At 69.3% G+C, this 18,004-nt stretch carries 18 protein-coding genes; 9 read left to right on the top strand and 9 right to left on the bottom strand.

Translation table 11 applies throughout. From position 1 onward, the window contains the following. The first annotated feature begins 139 nt into the window (after window positions 1-139). Entirely contained in the window at window positions 140-688 is a 549-nt protein-coding gene (locus ACWIHT_RS24960) for a DinB family protein (protein WP_456170439.1), read from the top strand. Between the two features lie 160 nt (window positions 689-848). Here the strand turns inward: ACWIHT_RS24960 and ACWIHT_RS24955 are convergent, their stop codons facing one another. Together ACWIHT_RS24955 and ACWIHT_RS24950 are read right to left on the bottom strand one after the other, a co-directional pair. Then, window positions 849-2,255, bottom strand: a complete 1,407-nt coding sequence (locus ACWIHT_RS24955) for a glutamate decarboxylase (protein ID WP_456170438.1) — start codon at window positions 2,253-2,255, stop codon at window positions 849-851. Window positions 2,256-2,297: 42 nt separating this feature from the next. Further along, the gene (locus tag ACWIHT_RS24950; protein ID WP_456170436.1) at window positions 2,298-3,581 is read right to left on the bottom strand and encodes an ion channel protein; all 1,284 of its coding nucleotides are present in this window, start codon (window positions 3,579-3,581) and stop codon (window positions 2,298-2,300) included. A 126-nt stretch (window positions 3,582-3,707) separates the two neighbouring features. Here ACWIHT_RS24950 and ACWIHT_RS24945 point away from each other — a divergent pair, with 126 nt between their 5' ends. Continuing rightward, window positions 3,708-4,511: a MerR family transcriptional regulator gene (locus ACWIHT_RS24945; protein WP_456170435.1), complete on the top strand. Its 804-nt coding sequence runs from the start codon at window positions 3,708-3,710 to the stop codon at window positions 4,509-4,511. Window positions 4,512-4,526: 15 nt separating this feature from the next. Here ACWIHT_RS24945 and ACWIHT_RS24940 read toward each other — a convergent pair whose 3' ends face one another. After that, window positions 4,527-4,892: a YbjQ family protein gene (locus tag ACWIHT_RS24940; RefSeq protein ID WP_033286147.1), complete on the bottom strand. Its 366-nt coding sequence runs from the start codon at window positions 4,890-4,892 to the stop codon at window positions 4,527-4,529. Window positions 4,893-5,036: 144 nt separating this feature from the next. On the opposite strand from ACWIHT_RS24940, the gene ACWIHT_RS24935 reads away from it, so the two are divergent. Continuing rightward, the gene (locus ACWIHT_RS24935) at window positions 5,037-5,915 is read left to right on the top strand and encodes a DedA family protein (RefSeq protein WP_456170734.1); all 879 of its coding nucleotides are present in this window, start codon (window positions 5,037-5,039) and stop codon (window positions 5,913-5,915) included. Between the two features lie 94 nt (window positions 5,916-6,009). Here ACWIHT_RS24935 and ACWIHT_RS24930 read toward each other — a convergent pair whose 3' ends face one another. Together ACWIHT_RS24930 and ACWIHT_RS24925 are read right to left on the bottom strand one after the other, a co-directional pair. Then, a complete protein-coding gene (locus ACWIHT_RS24930; protein WP_456170433.1) occupies window positions 6,010-7,650 on the bottom strand; it encodes a threonine/serine ThrE exporter family protein in 1,641 nt (546 codons plus the stop codon). 106 nt (window positions 7,651-7,756) lie between these two features. After that, window positions 7,757-8,248, bottom strand: a complete 492-nt coding sequence (locus ACWIHT_RS24925) for an inorganic diphosphatase (protein WP_456170432.1) — start codon at window positions 8,246-8,248, stop codon at window positions 7,757-7,759. Between the two features lie 79 nt (window positions 8,249-8,327). Between ACWIHT_RS24925 and dacB the strand changes: the two genes are divergently transcribed. The 6 genes from dacB to folE all read left to right on the top strand — a co-directional run bounded on the left by dacB (window position 8,328) and on the right by folE (window position 16,082). Then, on the top strand, window positions 8,328-10,055 hold the full coding sequence (gene dacB, locus ACWIHT_RS24920) for a D-alanyl-D-alanine carboxypeptidase/D-alanyl-D-alanine endopeptidase (protein ID WP_456170431.1): 1,728 nt from the start codon (window positions 8,328-8,330) through the stop codon (window positions 10,053-10,055). Window positions 10,056-10,140: 85 nt separating this feature from the next. Continuing rightward, on the top strand, window positions 10,141-11,262 hold the full coding sequence (locus ACWIHT_RS24915; protein WP_200713461.1) for a zinc-dependent metalloprotease: 1,122 nt from the start codon (window positions 10,141-10,143) through the stop codon (window positions 11,260-11,262). A gap of 193 nt (window positions 11,263-11,455) precedes the next feature. Continuing rightward, the gene (tilS, locus tag ACWIHT_RS24910; RefSeq protein ID WP_456170430.1) at window positions 11,456-12,496 is read left to right on the top strand and encodes a tRNA lysidine(34) synthetase TilS; all 1,041 of its coding nucleotides are present in this window, start codon (window positions 11,456-11,458) and stop codon (window positions 12,494-12,496) included. Window positions 12,497-12,561: 65 nt separating this feature from the next. Next, window positions 12,562-13,122 carry a hypoxanthine phosphoribosyltransferase gene (gene hpt / locus ACWIHT_RS24905; protein WP_019070220.1) on the top strand — a complete coding sequence of 187 codons (561 nt, stop codon included), beginning with the start codon at window positions 12,562-12,564 and terminating at the stop codon, window positions 13,120-13,122. Between the two features lie 186 nt (window positions 13,123-13,308). Further along, the gene (gene ftsH / locus ACWIHT_RS24900) at window positions 13,309-15,342 is read left to right on the top strand and encodes an ATP-dependent zinc metalloprotease FtsH (protein WP_456170429.1); all 2,034 of its coding nucleotides are present in this window, start codon (window positions 13,309-13,311) and stop codon (window positions 15,340-15,342) included. A 134-nt stretch (window positions 15,343-15,476) separates the two neighbouring features. Beyond that, the gene (gene folE, locus ACWIHT_RS24895; protein WP_456170428.1) at window positions 15,477-16,082 is read left to right on the top strand and encodes a GTP cyclohydrolase I FolE; all 606 of its coding nucleotides are present in this window, start codon (window positions 15,477-15,479) and stop codon (window positions 16,080-16,082) included. An 8-nt stretch (window positions 16,083-16,090) separates the two neighbouring features. Here folE and ACWIHT_RS24890 read toward each other — a convergent pair whose 3' ends face one another. The 4 genes from ACWIHT_RS24890 to folB form a co-directional block, all read right to left on the bottom strand. Then, window positions 16,091-16,282, bottom strand: coding sequence for a hypothetical protein (locus tag ACWIHT_RS24890; protein WP_456170427.1), 192 nt, complete (start codon window positions 16,280-16,282; stop codon window positions 16,091-16,093). Window positions 16,283-16,415: 133 nt separating this feature from the next. Next, the gene (locus ACWIHT_RS24885) at window positions 16,416-16,904 is read right to left on the bottom strand and encodes a DUF3180 domain-containing protein (RefSeq protein ID WP_456170426.1); all 489 of its coding nucleotides are present in this window, start codon (window positions 16,902-16,904) and stop codon (window positions 16,416-16,418) included. A gap of 91 nt (window positions 16,905-16,995) precedes the next feature. Then, window positions 16,996-17,607: a 2-amino-4-hydroxy-6-hydroxymethyldihydropteridine diphosphokinase gene (gene folK, locus ACWIHT_RS24880; RefSeq protein ID WP_456170425.1), complete on the bottom strand. Its 612-nt coding sequence runs from the start codon at window positions 17,605-17,607 to the stop codon at window positions 16,996-16,998. Continuing rightward, window positions 17,604-17,963 (bottom strand): dihydroneopterin aldolase, encoded by a 360-nt coding sequence (gene folB, locus ACWIHT_RS24875; protein WP_019070215.1) that lies wholly within the window; start codon window positions 17,961-17,963, stop codon window positions 17,604-17,606. The genes folK and folB overlap by 4 nt, the downstream gene beginning before the upstream one ends. Window positions 17,964-18,004 lie beyond the last annotated feature (41 nt).

Raw genomic sequence — 18,004 nt, 5'->3', positions numbered from 1 at the left:
CCCTTGATCGGCTGATTTTTCGAGCGCGCTGTCGTAGCCCGGGCCATTGAGGACAGAAACTGACCTCAATGGCCCGTAGCTTCGTCGGTGTCGGGCAGGGGGACGGGCTTCCTGCCGGCACCGGCGAAAGGTGACGGTCATGGTCACGCATGTGGCGGCGGAGACGCGGGGCGACGAGCGCGGGGCGCTGCTCTCGTTCATCGAGGAGCAACGGGGCGGTATCCGGCGGGCGTTGCTCGGGTTGAGCGAGGAGCAGGCCGCCAGTAGGCCCAGTGCCAGTGAGCTTTCCCTGTCAGGGTTGCTCAAGCACGTTGCCGAGGTCGAGCAGTCCTGGATCGCTCGGGCCAAGCAGGAGCCGCCGGCCATTCAGCGGGACCAGAGCAACTGGCACGAGACGTTCCAGCTCGTCGACGGGGAGACCGTCGAGTCGCAGCTCGCCTACTGGGAGGAGGTCGCCGCCGAGACCGAGGCATATATCAGGTCGGTGCCTAGTCTCGATGACACCTTTCCGCTGCCGAACGACCCGTGGTTCCCGCCGGAGGGGCGGGTCTCCGTGCGCTGGGTCTGTCTGCATCTGATCCGTGAGACCGCCCGGCACGCCGGGCATGCCGACATCATCCGGGAGTCTCTGGACGGCGCCACCGCGTTCGAGCTGGTGGCGAAGGAGCAGGGCACCAGCTGGGGGTGACCTGCCGGTTTGTAGTGGGTCGGTGCCGCGTCGGGGGGTGTCCGTCCTCGGAACGGCGCGGAATCGGTCTCGCAGGATTTTGGGCGCGTTGACGCGCCAACCGCTGCGGGCGGACACCCCCCGACACGTCACCTTCGCGCCGTACGCTGCCGCCTCCGCCTCAGTGGTGGAAGCCCGTTGCCGCTCCCTTGTCGCGGGTCAGGGGGTACGGCTGGTTCCGGAGCTGGGGGAGTAGTTGCGTCAGGTCGTCCAGGAAGAGTTCGGCCAGGTCCGCCGAGAAGCCGTTGCGGCAGACGATGCGGAGGACCGAGAGGTCCTCTCGGTTGGCCGGGAAGGTGTACGCCGGGACCAGCCAGCCTCGTTCGCGTAGGCGGCGGGAGACGTCGAAGACGTCGTAGGCCGTGACGGTTGGGGTTGTGGTGAAGGCGAAGACCGGCAACTCGGTTCCCCTGGTGAGGAGTTGGAAGTCGCCCAGGGCTTCGATGCGGTCTGCCAGGCCTTGGGCCACGTTGCGGGTCGACTGTTGTACGGCTCGGTAGCCCTCTCTGCCCAGGCGTAGGAACGTGTAGTACTGGGCCACCACTTGGGCGCCGGGGCGGGAGAAGTTGAGGGCGAAGGTGGGCATGTCGCCGCCCAAGTAGTTGACGCGGAAGACCAGTTCCTCCGGGAGGGCCTCCTTGTCGCGCCACAGGGCCCAGCCGACGCCCGGGTAGACCAGGCCGTACTTGTGGCCCGAGGTGTTGATCGAGGCCACGCGCGGGAGGCGGAAGTCCCAGACCAGGTCCTCGTCCAGGAAGGGGGCGACCATGGCGCCGGACGCGCCGTCCACGTGGACGGGGATGTCCAGGCCCGTGCGCTCCTGGAGTGCGTCGAGGGCGGCGCACAGGTCGGCGATCGGCTCGTAGGAGCCGTCGAAGGTGGAGCCGAGGATGCCTACGACGCCGATCGTGTTCTCGTCGCAGAGGTCGGCTGCTGCTTGTGGGTCGAGGTGGAAGCGGTCGCCCTCCATGGGGACCTGGCGGGCCTCGACCTCCCAGAAGTTGCAGAACTTCTCCCAGCAGACCTGGACGTTGACGCCCATCACCAGGTTCGGGCGGGCGGCCGGGTAGCGGTCCTTGTTGCGTTGCGTCCAGCGGCGCTTGAGGGCCATTCCGGCGAGCATGCAGGCCTCGCTGGAGCCGGTCGTGGAGCAGCCGACGGCCGCGGACGGGTCTGGTGCGTTCCAGAGGTCCGCGAGCATGGCCACGCAGCGCTTCTCCAACTCGGCCGTGCGTGGGTACTCGTCCTTGTCGATCATGTTCTTGTCCCGGCACTCCGCCATCAGGACGCCGGCTTCCGGCTCCATCCAGGTGGTGACGAAAGTCGCCAGGTTGAGGCGGGAGTTGCCGTCCAGCATCAGCTCGTCGTGCACGAGTTGAGCCGCCGTCATCGGGGAGAGGGGTGCGTCCGGGAGTCGGTGCTTGGGGGGTGCCTCGGTCATGCCGCCGACCGGATTGGCCTCCCCGTAGAAGGGGTTCACCGACATGGGGCGCTCGTCGGGCTGCTCGGGACCTTTGTGCAACGGCATGTGCGGGCCTCCTGCGGAAAGAATCAAAAGGATCAACGGGTGTCAGCGGACCGGAGTTCCGTCCGCGCGCAACTGCATCTGAGGTCGCCCTGTCACCAGCAGCCAGGCGGGCAGCGAGGCGATGCAGAGCAGGGCGAGGATCGCCGGCGAGGCCACCAGGATCGCGGCCGTGAACAGGCTCACCCAGCCCTGTCGGGTGATGGCCAGGAGCATGCCCAGGACGCCCGCGGCGACCGCCAGGGCTGGATCCACCGCCGGTACGACCGCGTGGGCGAAGAGGCCGAACGCGGTGCCGATGAAGACCGACGGGAAGATGCGGCCGCCCCGGAAGCCGCAGGACGCGGCGATCACCAGGGCGGCCAGCTTCACGAGCGTCATGGTCGCGAACCGGCCCGCCGACCAGCCCTCGGGGTCGGCGGCCAGTTCGCCTACCTCGTCCAGTCCCTTGAAGAGCGTCAGATGGCCGCCCACGGCCGCCAGGAGGCCCAGGACCAGTCCACCGGCCGGAAGCGCCAGCATGGGGTGCCTGAGGCGGGAGAAGGCCGCGTGGGCGTACGGGAAGGTGTGGACCGCGCACATTCCGAGCAGTGCGGCCAGCGGTGCCAGTACGAGGACTGCGAGCAGGTCGCCCCAGCCCGGCCTGCCGAACGCGGGCAGGTGCAGGTCGAAGGTGGGGTGGGCCACCAGGGTGGTCGTCATGGCGCCCGCCCCGGCCGCGGCGAGCGGCGCGAACACGTTGTCCCACAGCGCTCCCTTCGTCTGCCGCGCGGCCAGCGCCTCCGAGATGAGCAGGGCCGCCGCGACCGGCGTCCCGAACAGCGCCCCGATCGTCGCCGACTCCGCCAGCGCTCCCCACACCCCGCCCGGCACCCGGGGGGCCAGCCTGCGTCCGGCCCACAGGGCGAGTCCCACGTTCACGGCGATGATCGGGTTCTCCGGGCCCAGACTCGGGCCGCCCGCGAGCATCAGCGCGGTCGCCAGCACCAGGCCCGGCAGCACCGCGGGCGGCAGCGGTACGGCCTCCAGGCCGGTGGTGGCCGGGTCGGGGCCGGCGTGACCGGGCACCTTCCAGACCACGAGGCCGATCGCGATGCCGGTCGCCGTCAGCATGACGAGCATCCACAGCACCGAGTAACGGCCGATACCGAGCGCGTCGGGCAGGTTCTTCCACAGCACGTGCTGGAGCTGCTCCGCCGCCGCGCTCACCCCGAGGAAGAGCAGACTCGCGAGCACGCCCACGACCAGGGCGGGGACGATCAACGGCAGCAGGGCGCGCGCCGGGGTCGTAGGGGCAACGGGTGCCTGTCGCGCGCTGTCCTGGGCCACGCGCTCACCATAAGCGGGCAAAACAGACCGAACATCTTGAAGGTGCGCGGCTTCTGGGACCGCGGGGCTTGCACCTCACGTGGCGTGAGGGCCCACCGTGGAGCGCGGACAGGGAAAGGAGCGGAAGTGAGCCACTCCGTAGGACAGGACTCCTACTCCGTAGGACAGGACTCCTACTCCGTAGGACAGGTCGCCGGATTCGCCGGGGTCACCGTGCGCACGCTGCACCACTACGACGACATCGGCCTGCTCGTCCCGGGCGGACGCAGCCGCGCGGGTCACCGGCGCTACGGCGACGCGGACCTCGACCGGCTCCAACAGATCCTGTTCTACCGGGAGCTCGGCTTCCCGCTCGACGAGGTCGCGGCCCTGCTCGACGACCCGGGGACGGACCCGCGCGCACACCTGCGCCGGCAGCACGAGCTGCTGACCGCCCGGATCGAGAAGCTCCGGAAGATGGCCGAGGCCGTGGAACACGCCATGGAGGCACGCACTATGGGCATCAACCTCACCCCCGAGGAACGTTTCGAGGTCTTCGGCGACAAGGACCCCGAGCGGTACGCCGAAGAGGCCGAACAGCGCTGGGGCGGCACCGACTCCTACGCCGAGTCGCAGCGCCGGGCCGCCCGCTACACCAAGGCCGACTGGAAACGGCTCCAGGCCGAGGTCGACGACTGGAGCGAGCGCTACGCCACCCTGGTGACGGCGGGAGAACCGCCCACCGCCGGGGCGGCCCTTGACCTGGCCGAGGAACACCGGCTCCACATCGACCGGTGGTTCTACGCGTGCTCCTACGAGATGCACGTCTGCCTCGCCGGGATGTACGTCTCCGACGAGCGCTTCAAGGCGTTCTACGACTCCATGGCCCCGGGTCTGGCCGAACACCTCCGGGACGCGATCCTGGCGAACGCGTCCCGGCACACCCCGTAGGCGGCTGGTCCGGGGTCACTCCCGGGCCAGGACCACCGCCGTCCCGTAGGCGCACACCTCGGTGCCCACGTCGGCCGCCTCGGTCACGTCGAAACGGAACGCCAGGACGCCGTTGGCGCCACGCGCGCGTGCCTGCTCGATGAGCCGCTCCATGGCCTGGTTGCGGGTCTGCACGAGGGTCTTGGTGAGCCCCTTCAGCTCACCGCCGACCATCGACTTCAGACCGGCGCCGATCTGGCTGCCGAGATGCCGTGAACGCACGGTCAGCCCGAACACCTCGCCGATCACCTGCTCGACCCGGTACCCGGGAACGTCGTTCGTCGTCACGACCAGCACATCGGCCTGCGGCCCCTGGCCGCCGCCGTACTCTTCGATACCCATGGCTCACAGCTTTGTCCTACGAGATGCACAGTGCATCCTGGAGACACCGGTGGAACCTGGGGCGGACACATCGCGTTGATAGCTTTGTGCGGCTGTACCTGGACGCTGGCACCTCCCTCCACCCCTCAGGAGCCCGGAACCGTGATGACGCTCGCCCTCGGCCCGAGCTGGCTCGACCCGAACACGATGCTCGACCGGTTCGGGATCTGGGGCCTCCTGCTCGTGGTCTTCGCGGAGTCCGGCCTGCTCATCGGGTTCTTCCTGCCGGGTGACTCGCTGCTGTTCACCTGCGGCCTGCTGATCACCGCGGGCACCCTGGACTTCCCGCTGTGGGCGGCCGTCGCACTGATCTGCGTCGCCGCGATCCTCGGCGATCAGGCGGGCTACATCTTCGGCAAGAAGGTCGGACCCTCGCTCTTCAGTCGCCCGGACTCACGCCTCTTCAAGCAGGAGAACGTGGTCAAGGCGCACGAGTTCTTCGAGAAGTACGGCCCCAAGTCCCTGGTCCTGGCCCGCTTCGTGCCCATCGTGCGCACGTTCACGCCGATCATCGCCGGCGTCAGCGGCATGAAGTACCGCTCGTTCCTCACGTTCAACATCATCGGTGGCGTCCTGTGGGGCGCGGGCGTGACGCTGCTCGGCTCCTGGCTCGGCAACATCGACTTCGTCCACAAGAACATCGAAGCGATCCTGATCCTGATCGTCTTCGTCTCCGTGGTCCCGATCCTCATCGAGTTCCTGCGCGCCCGCTCCAAGGCGAAGAAGGCCCCCCAGGGACCCCAGCGGCACGAGGAGCAGCCCGGAGACCCGGCCGCGACCCAGCCGTTCCCGGTCATCATGGACGACTCGACGACCCAACTCCGCCGCATCGACGAGCCCCAGCCCCAGCAGCAGTACGACCAGAACAACGGCTACGACCAGTACTACGCGCAGCCCCAGCAGCAACAGCCGTACGGCAACCAGCAGTACGACCAGTACGAGCAGTACCCCCCGTACAACAACCAGGGCTATCCGCAGTCCTAGCCGCAACGCGCCCCAAAGGGGCGCGGGGAACTGCGCGACCAGCCACACGCGACCCGCACCCGCCAACGCACAACGCCCCCGAGCTACTAGGCGCTCAGAACCCCCTGGTCCGCTTCGCAGCCCGCCGCGCCCCAGCCGACGCCCCCGGAACCCGCAAGAACAACCGCGAGATCTCCGACCCCAGATTGACCCCGATGGCGATGGCCATGGCCAGTGACGCCGCCGTGGCCAACGACACCAGCCCCTTGTCGACCTCGTTCTGAGCGATCGCCAACAGACCGAAATACGTGGCCGACCCTGGCAACAGGGGCCCGATCGCCGCGGTCGTGTACGGCAGCGCCGACGCGAACCGGTACCGCGACAGCAGTTGCCCGAACAGCCCGACGAGCCCCGCCGCGACGGCCGTAGAGGCGACCGGCGAGATCTTGGCGACGTAGTGCATCGCGCCGTACACCGACCAGGCGACACCCCCGTTGAGGGACACGAGCAGCACGGTGGATCGTTCCTGCTGGAGCAGGACGGCGAAGGTCAGGGACAGCAGGACGGACGCACCGATCTGCCACAGGGGTCGGTGGGAGTTGCCCAGGGCCACGTCCGGGTTGAGCTGGGCGTCGAACTTCACGCCGAAGTACAGGACGGTCAGCACGCCGGCCACGATGCCGACGAAGAAGTACATGACTTCGAGGAGCCGGGCCGCCGCGGTGATGTAGAAGCCGGTCAGTCCGTCCTGTACGCCCGCCACCAGGGCCCGTCCGGGCAGCAGCGCGAAGAGACCGCCGGTGATGACCGCGGAGGCCTTCACATCGACGTCGGCGACCGTCAGGGCGACACCTATCGCGGCGGGCGGCATCGCGGCGACCGTGAACTGGTAGAACTCCGGCAGCCCGCGCCCCGCGCACAGCCACGCCAGCCGGTCGCCGAGCATCGCGCCGAGCGCGGCGGCGAAGAACACGACGACGTCACCGCCGACGAGGACCGAGGCGGCACCGGCGAGCAGGCCACTGGCGGAGGTCAGCACCCAGCCGGGGTACGGGTGCCGGTTGCGGCGCATCTCCGCGAGCCGCCGGTAGGCGTCCTCCAAGGAGAGTGCCGTTTCCGGGTCGCTGAGGTCCTGGACCAGCCGGAACACGGCCGCGAGCCGCGTGTAGTCGGTGCCCCGGCGCCGTACGGTCCGGGACGCGGTCACCGGATCGTCCACCAGGGAGGGCTGATAGGAGATCGAGAGGAGGGTGAACGTGACCGTCGGCTCGCAGCGGTCGAGTCCGTAGGAGCGGCAGACCGCGAACATCGCCGCCTCGACGTCCTCCGCTCCCTCCCCGCCCGCGAGCAGCAACTCGCCGATGCGGAGCGTCAGATCGAGCACGCGCGGCACGGCGGGACCGCTGTCGTCCGGCTTCTGCACCGGCTCCGGCGCGGGCCGCTCGGTCACCGGCATGCGCAGCATCGTGCGCATCCGGTCCTGCCAGGGCACGTCCTTGGTGAGGCTGACGAGGGGAATGCCGGTGGGTGGGGTGAAGGCGGGCGGGGCCTGTCTGGCGCTGTAGGTGCTGGGCGGGCTGAACGCCGATCCCTCGGACTCGTCGGTGGGTGGCGCCGTCACGTCGAGCCCGCGGGGAACGGCGAACTCAGATGTCGTAGAAGACTCCCCGTCGACCGCCGCTTCGACTCCTGAGGGCGCCGTGAACGCGCTCCTGGCCTCGTCCGACTGCGGCTTGCGGTCCTCCGCTTCCGTCACTCCGTAGCACTCCCTGTACGACACCTCCGGTGATCCTCAGTATGCGCACAGACATGCAAACGGGCCGCACGCGTGTGTGCGTGCGGCCCGTTTGCGGACAGGGGGCTCAGTGGCTGCCCTGCTCCTTCAGTCGCTTGTACGAGCGCTCGATCTCCGCCTCGGCGTCCGTACGGCCCACCCAGTTGGCACCCTCGACCGACTTGCCGGGCTCCAGGTCCTTGTAGACCTCGAAGAAGTGCTGGATCTCCAGGCGGTCGAACTCCGACACGTGGTGGATGTCACGCAGGTGCTCCACACGCGGGTCGGACGCCGGGACGCACAGCAGCTTGTCGTCGCCGCCGGCCTCGTCGGTCATCCGGAACATGCCGATCGCGCGGCACTTGATGAGGCAGCCGGGGAAGGTCGGCTCCTCCAGGATGACCAGCGCGTCCAGCGGGTCGCCGTCCTCGCCGAGAGTGTTCTCGACGAAGCCGTAGTCGGCCGGGTAACTGGTCGAGGTGAAGAGTCGACGGTCCAGGCGGATCCGACCGGTCTCGTGGTCCACCTCGTACTTGTTCCGCGAACCCTTCGGGATCTCGATCGTGACGTCGAACTCCACCGGTGGCTCCTCCATGATCAGCACATAGTTCTGGTGGTTAAGTGTCCCTCACGCAGGTGGGTGATCGCGAAAGGGGCTGGTGGTCGTGCCGGAGCTGAGGCCTTGGCGGGCCGCGAGACCGCAAGTGGCGCGGGTCGCGCGAGCCGTCCGGCCCCGTCTCAAGCGGGCCGCGCAATCCGTGAAACCGCAGGTCACACGGGTCAAGCAAGCCGTGAAGCCTCAGGTCGTACGGATCGACCAGGCCGTCAAGCCCCCGGTCACGCGGATCGCCCAAGCCGTGAAACCCCGGGTGACGCGGCTCACTGACGCCGTGTCACCGCGGGTCGCCCGGCTCGTGCGAACCGTGTCGCCGCAGGTCGCGAAGTTGCCGAGGCCCGACAGGACCTGGCGGTTCACCGCGGTCGCCACCACCGCAGGGATGGCGCTGGCCGCCGTGGTGGTGACCGCCGCCGGTCCCTGGGACTCGTCCGGTCAGCGTACGGCCGAGCGGGACCACGCGGTCGCACAGGAACGTTCAGGTGGCGTAGATCACGGCCGTAATTCCGATACGTCCGCCAAGGCACCCCGACCCGCGCCCAGCGCCGCATCCGTCCTCGTCGCCCTCGGCGGTTCCGCGAGCACCGTGAAGTCCGCGCCGACCGGCACGGCCCTCGCGGACGTCCTCAACCCCCTCCTGGACAACGCGGCGCTCGGCACCCGTCACACGGCCGCCGTGGTGGACGTGTCGACCGGAAAGCGCCTCTACGGAGTGGGCGCCGACGACGCCCTGACCCCGGCCTCGACCACGAAGATCGCCACCGCCGTGGCCGCGCTCTCCGCGATGGGCGCCGACCACCGCCTCACCACCCGCACCGCCCTGGAGCCCGACACCAAGGAACTCGTCCTGGTCGGCGGCGGCGACCCCACGCTGACCGCCCACAAGGACGCCGAGGGCTGGGCGAGCCTGCGCGCCCTGGCCGACGACACGGCCGCCGCCCTGAAGAAGCGGGGCGTGCGCGAGGTGACGCTGTCGTACGACACGACCCTGTACGCCGGTTCCGAACTCCACCCGATCGGGGCCAACGAGAACCTCGCCCCGGTCAGCGCCCTGACGGCCGACGAGGGCCGTACCGACGACTCGTCCAGCGGTCCGGTGCGGCGCGTGACGGACCCGGCGCCCGACGCGGCGAAGAAGTTCGCGGGCTTCTTGGAGGAGCACGGCATCAAGACCACGTCCCCGGGGCCCTCGAAAGCGACCGCGCGCGCGGACACCCTTGCCACGGTCTCCTCACCCCCGCTGTCCGACATCGTCGAGCGGATGCTGACCAACAGCGACAACGACATCGCGGAGGCCCTGGCCCGCCAGACCGCCGTCGCGACGGGCAGGCGCGCCGACTTCGGCGGGGGTGCCGCGGCGATCGACGCCCAGCTGAGGAAGCTTCAACTCCCGGTCAAGGGCGCGGTGTTCAACGACGGCAGCGGCCTCAACCGCGACGACCGCCTGACCGCCGACCTCCTCACCGCCCTCCTCGTCAAGGCCGGCGCCCCGGCCCACCCCGAACTCCGTCCGGTCCTCACCGGCCTCCCCATCGCCGCGTTCACCGGCACCCTGACGACCCGCTACACGGACGCCACGGGCGCCGCAGGCGTCGTACGCGCCAAGACCGGCACCCTGACGGGCGTCAACACGCTGGCGGGCACGGTCGTGGACAAGGACGGGCAGCTTCTGGCTTTCGCGTTCCTGACCTCCAACACGACGAACGCGCTGGAGGCCCAGGCGGCCCTGGACCACACGGCGACGGCGTTGGCGGCCTGCGGCTGCGGTTAGGCGGCGGTCGGCGTCGCGACGGACGCTCGCACCTGACCGACCTCGTGCCCTGCCCCCAGCGGCAGCGCTCACGTACGGTTGACGCATGACGAGCATCGGTGGTGCCGAGATGGTCGACTGGAATCTCGCGGTGGCGACCGCGACCCGACTTGTGCGGCCGGGCCCCGAGGTGAGCCGTGACGAGGCCCGGGCCGTCGTCGCGGAGCTGCGCCGGCATGCGAAGGCCTCGGAGCAACACGTCCGGGGATTCACCCGGATGGGTACGGACGACATCCACGACACCCCGATCCTGGTGGTCGACCGCCCCGGCTGGGTGCGGGCGAACGTCGCCGGGTTCCGGGAGATCCTCAAGCCGCTGCTCGACAAGATGCAGGAGCGGCGCGGCAACACCCCCGGGGGCGCGGTCTTCGGCGCGGTCGGCGGCAAGGTGACCGGCGTCGAGCTGGGCATGCTGCTGTCGTTCCTGTCCTCGCGCGTGCTCGGCCAGTACGAGACGTTCGCCCCGGCGTCCCGCGAGCTGCCGGCGGGGGCGAAGGGCGGGCGACTGCTGCTGGTCGCGCCGAACATCGTCCACGTGGAGCGCGAACTCGACGTACAGCCCCACGACTTCCGTCTGTGGGTGTGTCTGCACGAGGAGACGCACCGCACGCAGTTCACGGCGGTGCCGTGGCTGCGGGACCACCTGGAGGGCGAGATCCAGTCGTTCCTGGGGGAGACCGAGGTCGACCCGATGACCGTCCTGGAGCGCATCCGGGAGGCCGCCCAGTCGCTGGCGGGCGGTCGGCCGGAGGGCGAGGAGGACGACGAGGGCCGGTCCCTGGTGGAGATCGTGCAGACGCCCGCGCAGCGGGAGATCCTCGGGCGGCTCACCGCCGTGATGTCCCTCCTGGAAGGGCATGCCGACTTCGTGATGGACGGTGTCGGTCCCGATGTGGTGCCGAGCGTCGCCGAGATCCGCGAGAAGTTCCAGCAGCGGCGGGCGAAGGGCGCCTCCCGGCTGGACTCGGCGTTGCGCAAACTGCTGGGCCTGGACGCCAAGCTGAGGCAGTACCGGGACGGCGAGCGGTTCGTACGCGCGGTCGTCGAACAGGTGGGCATGGACGGCTTCAACCGTGTGTGGACCTCTCCGAACACGTTGCCGACGAAGACGGAGATCGCCAAACCGGCGGACTGGGTCGCGCGGGTGCACCGCAAGGCCGAGTCGTGAACCGGTCGCGGATGTGGTGAAACGGATTCGGCCGACGGCAGGCGAACGCCCCCGCAATCACCCGTCCGAGGGACCGTGAGCGATGGGTAGGCGTGCGATGCTCGGGGAACGCCCCGGTTCTGTCACCATCTACACACTCTGAGTGACCGAATCTCGGGCCAACCCCCCGAAAACTTCATGAAGGGAACCGGACATGGGTCCCCATCCTGCGGTCGCGGCGATACGCCTGGCGGTCCGCCGCGTCCTCCACGACATCCTCACCGACCACGAGGCCCTCCAGACCGTCGGCGCCTCCCGGCACACCCCGCACGAGCGCCCGCCCTCGCCGCTCGTGCTCGTGGCGTGCTCAGGCGGCGCCGATTCCATGGCGCTCGCCTCCGCCCTCGCCTTCGAAGCACCTAAACTCGGCATCCGGGCCGGCGGCATCACCGTCGACCACGGCCTCCAGGCCGGCTCCGACCTGCGCGCCGACGAGGTCGTCCTGCGCCTGCGCGAACTGGGCCTGGACCCCGTGGAGGCCACTTCCGTGACCGTGGGCCGCGAGGGCGGCCCCGAGGCAGCCGCCCGGGACGCCCGCTACGCCGCCCTCGACGCCTGCGCCGCCCAACACGGAGCCGCCGCCGTCCTGCTCGGCCACACCCGCGACGACCAGGCGGAAACCGTCCTGCTGGGCCTCGCCCGCGGCTCCGGCATCCGCTCCCTGTCCGGAATGGCCGCGGTCTCGGGGGCCGACGGCCGTTACCGCCGCCCCTTCCTCCAGCTCGACCGGCAGACCGCCCGCAAGGCCTGCATGGTCCAGTCGCTGCCCGTCTGGGACGACCCGCACAACACCGACCCCGCCTACACCCGCTCCCGGCTGCGCCACGAAGGCCTGCCCGCCCTGGAGAAGGCGCTCGGCAAAGGGGTCGTGGAAGCGCTCGCACGCACCGCGCAGCTCTCCCGGGACGACGCCGACGCCCTCGACACCTGGGCCAGTCAGGCCGAGGCCTCCGTACGGGACGCCACCGGCCTCCTGGAGTGCGCCAAGCTCTACGCCCTGCCGCCCGCCGTGCGCCGTCGTGTCCTGCGCCGGGCCGCCATCCAGGCGGGCGCCCCGGCCGGTTCGCTGTTCGCCCGGCACATCGAGGAAGTCGACCGCCTGATCACCGGCTGGCGCGGCCAGGGAGCCATCAATCTCCCGGGCAAAGTCGTCGCCCAGCGCCAGGGTGGCAGACTGGTGATTCGGCAAGGCTGAATCGACACCCCCTCCGGACCTCCGGGGGCGGGACCAGGTAGTAGCCGGTGGGACGACCGAAAGTGATGCGGGTGGACGCGAAAGACATGGGTGACGACCTCCAGTCGGTGCTCATCACCAAGGAAGAGATCGACGCGAAGCTCGTGGAGCTGGCCGCGAAGATCGACGCGGAGTACGCGGGCAAGGACCTGCTGCTCGTCGGCGTCCTCAAGGGCGCGGTGATGGTCATGGCGGACCTCGCCCGGGCACTGTCCACCCCCGTCACCATGGACTGGATGGCCGTGTCGTCGTACGGCGCGGGCACCCAGTCCTCCGGTGTCGTGCGGATCCTCAAGGACCTCGACACCGACATCAAGGGCAAGCACGTCCTCATCGTCGAGGACATCATCGACTCCGGTCTGACGCTGTCCTGGCTGATCTCCAACCTGGGCTCCCGCGAGCCCGACTCGTTGAAGATCTGCACGCTCCTGCGCAAGCCGGAGGCGGCCAAGGTCGCCATCGACGTGGAGTGGGTCGGCTTCGACATCCCGAACGAGTTCGTCGTCGGATACGGCCTCGACTACGCCGAGAAGTACCGCAACCTCCCGTTCGTCGGTACGCTCGCGCCGCACGTCTACGGCGGCTAGGGCCACTCGGCCCAAGCCCTGTAAGACGATCGGGAACCCCAGCGGGTTTCGCGCCGTTGGAGCATGCAGACACGTCTCCCAGCCGTCCCGTGCGACTTCGGGCAACATTGCTGGGGTACGGTCAGAAGAACTGTCTTTATCAAACTCACTATGGCAGGAGGGACGGAGCGAATTCGCTCCGTATGGATGGACGTGAAGCGATACTTCCGTGGGCCGGTCATGTGGATCGTGCTGGCCGTCCTTGCCGTGGTCGTGTTGATGCAGGTCGTCGGCTCGTCCGGCGGCTACAAGGCGGTGGACACCGGCCAGGTCGTCCAGGCGATCAATGACAACAAGGTCGAGTCGGCCAAGATCACCACCGGTGATGAGCAGACCATCAAGGTCACGCTCAAGGACGGCGCAAAGGTCGAGGGCAGCTCCAAGATCCAGGCGAGCTACATCGGCGACCAGGGCGTGGACCTCGCGGCCACGCTACAGACCAAGTACCAGGACAAGCAGATTCCGGACGGCTACACGGTGTCGCCGACGAAGCAGAACGCTTTCGTCGGGATCCTGTTGTCGCTGCTCCCCTTCGTCCTCATCGTGGTCGTCTTCCTGTTCCTGATGAACCAGATGCAGGGCGGCGGCTCCCGAGTCATGAACTTCGGGAAGTCCAAGGCCAAGCTCATCACCAAGGACACCCCGAAGACGACGTTCGCGGACGTCGCGGGCTCCGACGAGGCCGTCGAGGAACTGCACGAGATCAAGGAGTTCCTCCAGGAGCCGGCGAAGTTCCAGGCCGTCGGCGCCAAGATTCCCAAGGGCGTACTCCTGTACGGCCCTCCCGGCACCGGCAAGACCCTGCTGGCGCGCGCCGTCGCGGGCGAGGCCGGGGTGCCCTTCTACTCGATCTCCGGTTCCGACTTCGTCGAGATGTTCGTCGGTGTCGGTGCCTCCCGAGTCCGTGACCTGTTCGAGCAGGCCAAGGCGAACGCCCCGGCGATCGTCTTCGTCGACGAGATCGACGCGGTCGGCCGCCATCGCGGCGCCGGCCTCGGCGGCGGTCACGACGAGCGCGAGCAGACGCTGAACCAGCTGCTCGTCGAGATGGACGGCTTCGACGTCAAGGGCGGCGTGATCCTCATCGCCGCGACGAACCGGCCCGACATCCTCGACCCGGCCCTCCTGCGCCCCGGCCGCTTCGACCGCCAGATCGCGGTCGACCGCCCGGACATGCAGGGCCGTCTGGAGATCCTCAAGGTCCACCAGAAGGGCAAGCCGGTCGCACCGGACGTCGACCTCTCCGCGGTCGCCCGTCGTACGCCGGGCTTCACCGGCGCGGACCTGAGCAACGTCCTCAACGAGGCCGCCCTGCTCACCGCGCGCGGCAACCGCAAGCTGATCGACAACTCCATGCTGGACGAGGCGATCGACCGTGTGGTCGCGGGCCCGCAGAAGCGGACCCGGATCATGTCGGACAAGGAGAAGAAGATCACCGCGTACCACGAGGGCGGACACGCCCTGGTCGCGGCGGCTTCCCCCAACTCCGACCCGGTCCACAAGATCACGATCCTCTCCCGAGGCCGTGCTCTGGGCTACACGATGGTCCTGCCCGAAGAGGACAAGTACTCGACCACGCGCAACGAGATGCTGGACCAGCTCGCCTACATGCTGGGCGGCCGCGCGGCCGAGGAGCTGGTCTTCCACGACCCGACCACGGGTGCCGCGAACGACATCGAGAAGGCCACCGCCACGGCCCGCGCGATGGTCACGCAGTACGGCATGACCGAGCGCCTCGGCGCGATCAAGTTCGGCGGCGACAACACCGAGCCCTTCCTGGGCCGGGAGATGTCGCACCCGCGCGACTACTCGGAAGAGGTCGCCGCGCTCGTCGACGAAGAGGTCAAGAAGCTCATCGAGAACGCGCACAACGAGGCCTGGGAAATCCTGGTCGAGAACCGTGACGTGCTCGACGCGCTCGTGCTCCAGCTGCTGGAGAAGGAGACGCTGAACAAGGAGCAGATCGCCGAGGTCTTCACTCCCATCGTGAAGCGCCCGGCCCGCCCCTCGTGGACCGGCTCCTCCCGCCGTACGCCGTCCACCCGCCCGCCGGTGCTCTCCCCCAAGGAGCTGTCACTGACGAACGGGTCGAACGGCGCGGGTCCCGCGATCACCGCCGGTGCGACCGCCGAGTCCTCTCCCACGCTGGAGAAGGCTCCGGAGGATCGCCCCGAGAACTGACGCGAGCCTCACACGGCCCGAAATGGATGCCGCGTCCCCCTGGTCTTAGCCTGGGGGGCGCGGCATTTTCTTTTTGCCCGCAGCTGAGGCGTGTGTCCCGCACACGCGTGACCCGCACAGGAACGAGGCACGACATGACCGACCCCGTGACGCTGGACGGCGAGGGAACGATCGGCGTCTTCGACGAGAAGCGCGCCGAGAGCGCTGTACGGGAACTGCTGATCGCGGTCGGCGAGGACCCGGACCGGGAGGGGCTCAGGGAGACGCCGGCGCGGGTGGCGCGGGCGTATCGGGAGCTGCTGGCGGGGCTGTGGCAGGAACCGGAGGACGTGCTGACGACGACGTTCGATCTGGGGCACGACGAGATGGTCCTGGTGAAGGACATCGAGATCGTCTCCCTCTGCGAACATCATTTGCTGCCGTTTCACGGAGTGGCTCATGTCGGCTACATCCCGGCCGACAGCGGCAAGATCACCGGCTTGTCGAAGCTCGCGCGTCTCGTCGAGGTGTTCGCTCGTCGCCCGCAGGTGCAGGAACGACTCACCACTCAGATCGCCGACTCGCTCATGAGGATCCTTGAGGCGCGTGGCGCGATCGTCGTCATCGAGGCCGAGCACATGTGCATGTCGGTGCGAGGCGTCCGCAAGCCGGGTGCCAAGACCACGACGTCAGCGGTACGCGGTCAGCTTCGGGACGCTACGACCCGCGCCGAGGCGATGAGCCTGATACTGGCGCGCTGAACCGATTGTCAGTGGTGCCCGATACGGTCCTTGATCAGTGCGGTTGACCGCTGGTCGAGGGGGATCACGGGTACGTGCACGGTGCGGACGACCGTCGTCGAGGTGGCGGCGGTCAAAGCCCGCGAAGTCGTCGATGGGGTGACCGACCGCGTGACGGAGGCTGTGTCGAGAGCTGCCTCGGTGATCGGCGCGCGATTCACGCCGAACCCCGTACCCGGCCGGGCATCCCGCGTGTACATCTCCGCACGAAGCCCTACTCCCTACAGTTTCCGGCTCACTCCGCACCCCGGCTTCCTGGTCTACGGTCACCTCGCCCGTAGACCCTGGTAGCCGTCAGACGACCGGCGTAGCCCCCGCCGTGTTGTTGTCGTCGTCCTCCGGGAGTTTGCAGACCCGCTCCAGGAAGATCGCCGCCGCTATGACCGCGATGCCCGCCAGGACCGAGAAGCCGGCGTAGATGGCCTGGTCGCGGCGGGCGGGGATGTTCAGGGACTCCAGGAGGTAGGCGCCCGTGCCGCCGTACATGCCGGCGACGAGGGCGGCGACCAGGGCGCTGGCCTGGCCGAAGACGACCGCGCGGGCGGCCATCAGGGGGTCGACTCCCTTGGCGCCGGGGCGGCGCTCGCGCTGTGCCTTGAGGCGGGCGCGGAGCGAGAGCGCCGTGGCCAGCAGGACGACGGCGATCACGGCGAGGACGATCGGCGCGGCCAGCGGGACGCTGGGCAGGGTCCCTACCGCGCTCCACAGTCGCGCACCCGCCCAGGACAGCACTCCGGCGATGACGAACACGCCGGCCAGCACCCTGATCCGCAGCTCTCTCACGGTGTCCCTTCAGCTCCCCCGGCCCGATGGGCCTGCCCGTCCGTCCGCCGGGGCGGGCGTTCGGCGTTTGTGGTCGTCTCGACCTTAACGACTACTCGGGCAGCCGGAGTTCCAGGTCCTTGCGGGGCGCGACACCGTCACGGGTGATGTCGTCCAGGAGGGCGGCGACCGGGCCGTGGCCGGGCAACTGCGCCTCGGGTTCCACGTCGTGCCAGGGGACGAGCACGAAGGCCCGTTCGTGGGCGCGCGGGTGGGGGAGCGTCAGCACGGGGTCGTCGGAGACGACATCGGCGTACGCGACGATGTCGACGTCGAGGGTGCGTGCGCCCCAGCGCTCCTCGCGGACCCGGTGGAAGGCCTCCTCGACCGCGTGCGCCCGCTCCAGGAGGGACGACGGGGGCAGGGTGGTCTTGAGGACGACGACCGCGTTGAAGTAGGACGGCTGGCTGCCCGGTTCTACGCCCCAGGGCTCCGTCTCGTAGACGGGTGACACGGCTTTGATGCGGACGCCGGGCGTGTCCTCCAGGGCGTCGATGGCTCCCTGGAGGGTCTCCAGGCGGTTGCCGAGGTTGGCGCCGATGGAGATGACGGCGCGCTTGGGGTTGCTGAGGGTGGTGTCGGCGGCGTCCACCTGCCGTACTACGGAGGCGGGTACCGGCTGGACGGTCGGGTCGCTGTGACTCTCGGTGAACGAGAAGGTCATACTCGGCTCCGGGTGATGGTGACGGTCACGTCGTCGAAGGGGACGGTGATCGGGGCGTCCGGCTTGTGGACGCGGACCTCGACCTCCTCGACCCCTTCGTGCTTCAGGCAGGTCTGCGCGATGCGTTCGGCGAGGGTCTCGATGAGGTTGACGGGCTCGCCCTGGACGACGGCCACGACCTCCTCGGCCACGATGCCGTAGTGCACGGTCTTCGTCAGGTCGTCGTCGGCGGCGGCCGGCCGGGTGTCCAGGCCGAGGACCAGGTCCACGATGAAGGTCTGGCCCTCCTCGCGCTCCTTCGGGAACACGCCGTGGTACCCGCGGGCCTTGAGGCCGCTCAGCGCGACACGATCCACGCGAATCACTCCTGCAATCGTCGGTGGTGGCCGGTTCGTAC

This window comes from Streptomyces sp. NPDC002276 (genome assembly GCF_053891435.1).
Note: the sequence above shows the minus strand (reverse complement) of the source record. Positions and strands in the feature narration are given on the sequence as shown.

Excerpts from the sequence above, each read along its gene's own strand:
- ACWIHT_RS24960 (WP_456170439.1), top strand. The coding sequence starts at position 140 with ATGGTCACGCATGTGGCGGCGGAGACGCGGGGCGACGAGCGCGGGGCG.
- ACWIHT_RS24955 (WP_456170438.1), bottom strand. The coding sequence starts at position 2,255 with ATGCCGTTGCACAAAGGTCCCGAGCAGCCCGACGAGCGCCCCATGTCG.
- ACWIHT_RS24940 (WP_033286147.1), bottom strand. The coding sequence starts at position 4,892 with ATGGGTATCGAAGAGTACGGCGGCGGCCAGGGGCCGCAGGCCGATGTG.
- ACWIHT_RS24935 (WP_456170734.1), top strand. The coding sequence starts at position 5,037 with ATGACGCTCGCCCTCGGCCCGAGCTGGCTCGACCCGAACACGATGCTC.
- ACWIHT_RS24915 (WP_200713461.1), top strand. The coding sequence starts at position 10,141 with ATGACGAGCATCGGTGGTGCCGAGATGGTCGACTGGAATCTCGCGGTG.
- tilS (WP_456170430.1), top strand. The coding sequence starts at position 11,456 with ATGGGTCCCCATCCTGCGGTCGCGGCGATACGCCTGGCGGTCCGCCGC.
- hpt (WP_019070220.1), top strand. The coding sequence starts at position 12,562 with ATGCGGGTGGACGCGAAAGACATGGGTGACGACCTCCAGTCGGTGCTC.
- ftsH (WP_456170429.1), top strand. The coding sequence starts at position 13,309 with ATGGACGTGAAGCGATACTTCCGTGGGCCGGTCATGTGGATCGTGCTG.
- folE (WP_456170428.1), top strand. The coding sequence starts at position 15,477 with ATGACCGACCCCGTGACGCTGGACGGCGAGGGAACGATCGGCGTCTTC.
- folK (WP_456170425.1), bottom strand. The coding sequence starts at position 17,607 with ATGACCTTCTCGTTCACCGAGAGTCACAGCGACCCGACCGTCCAGCCG.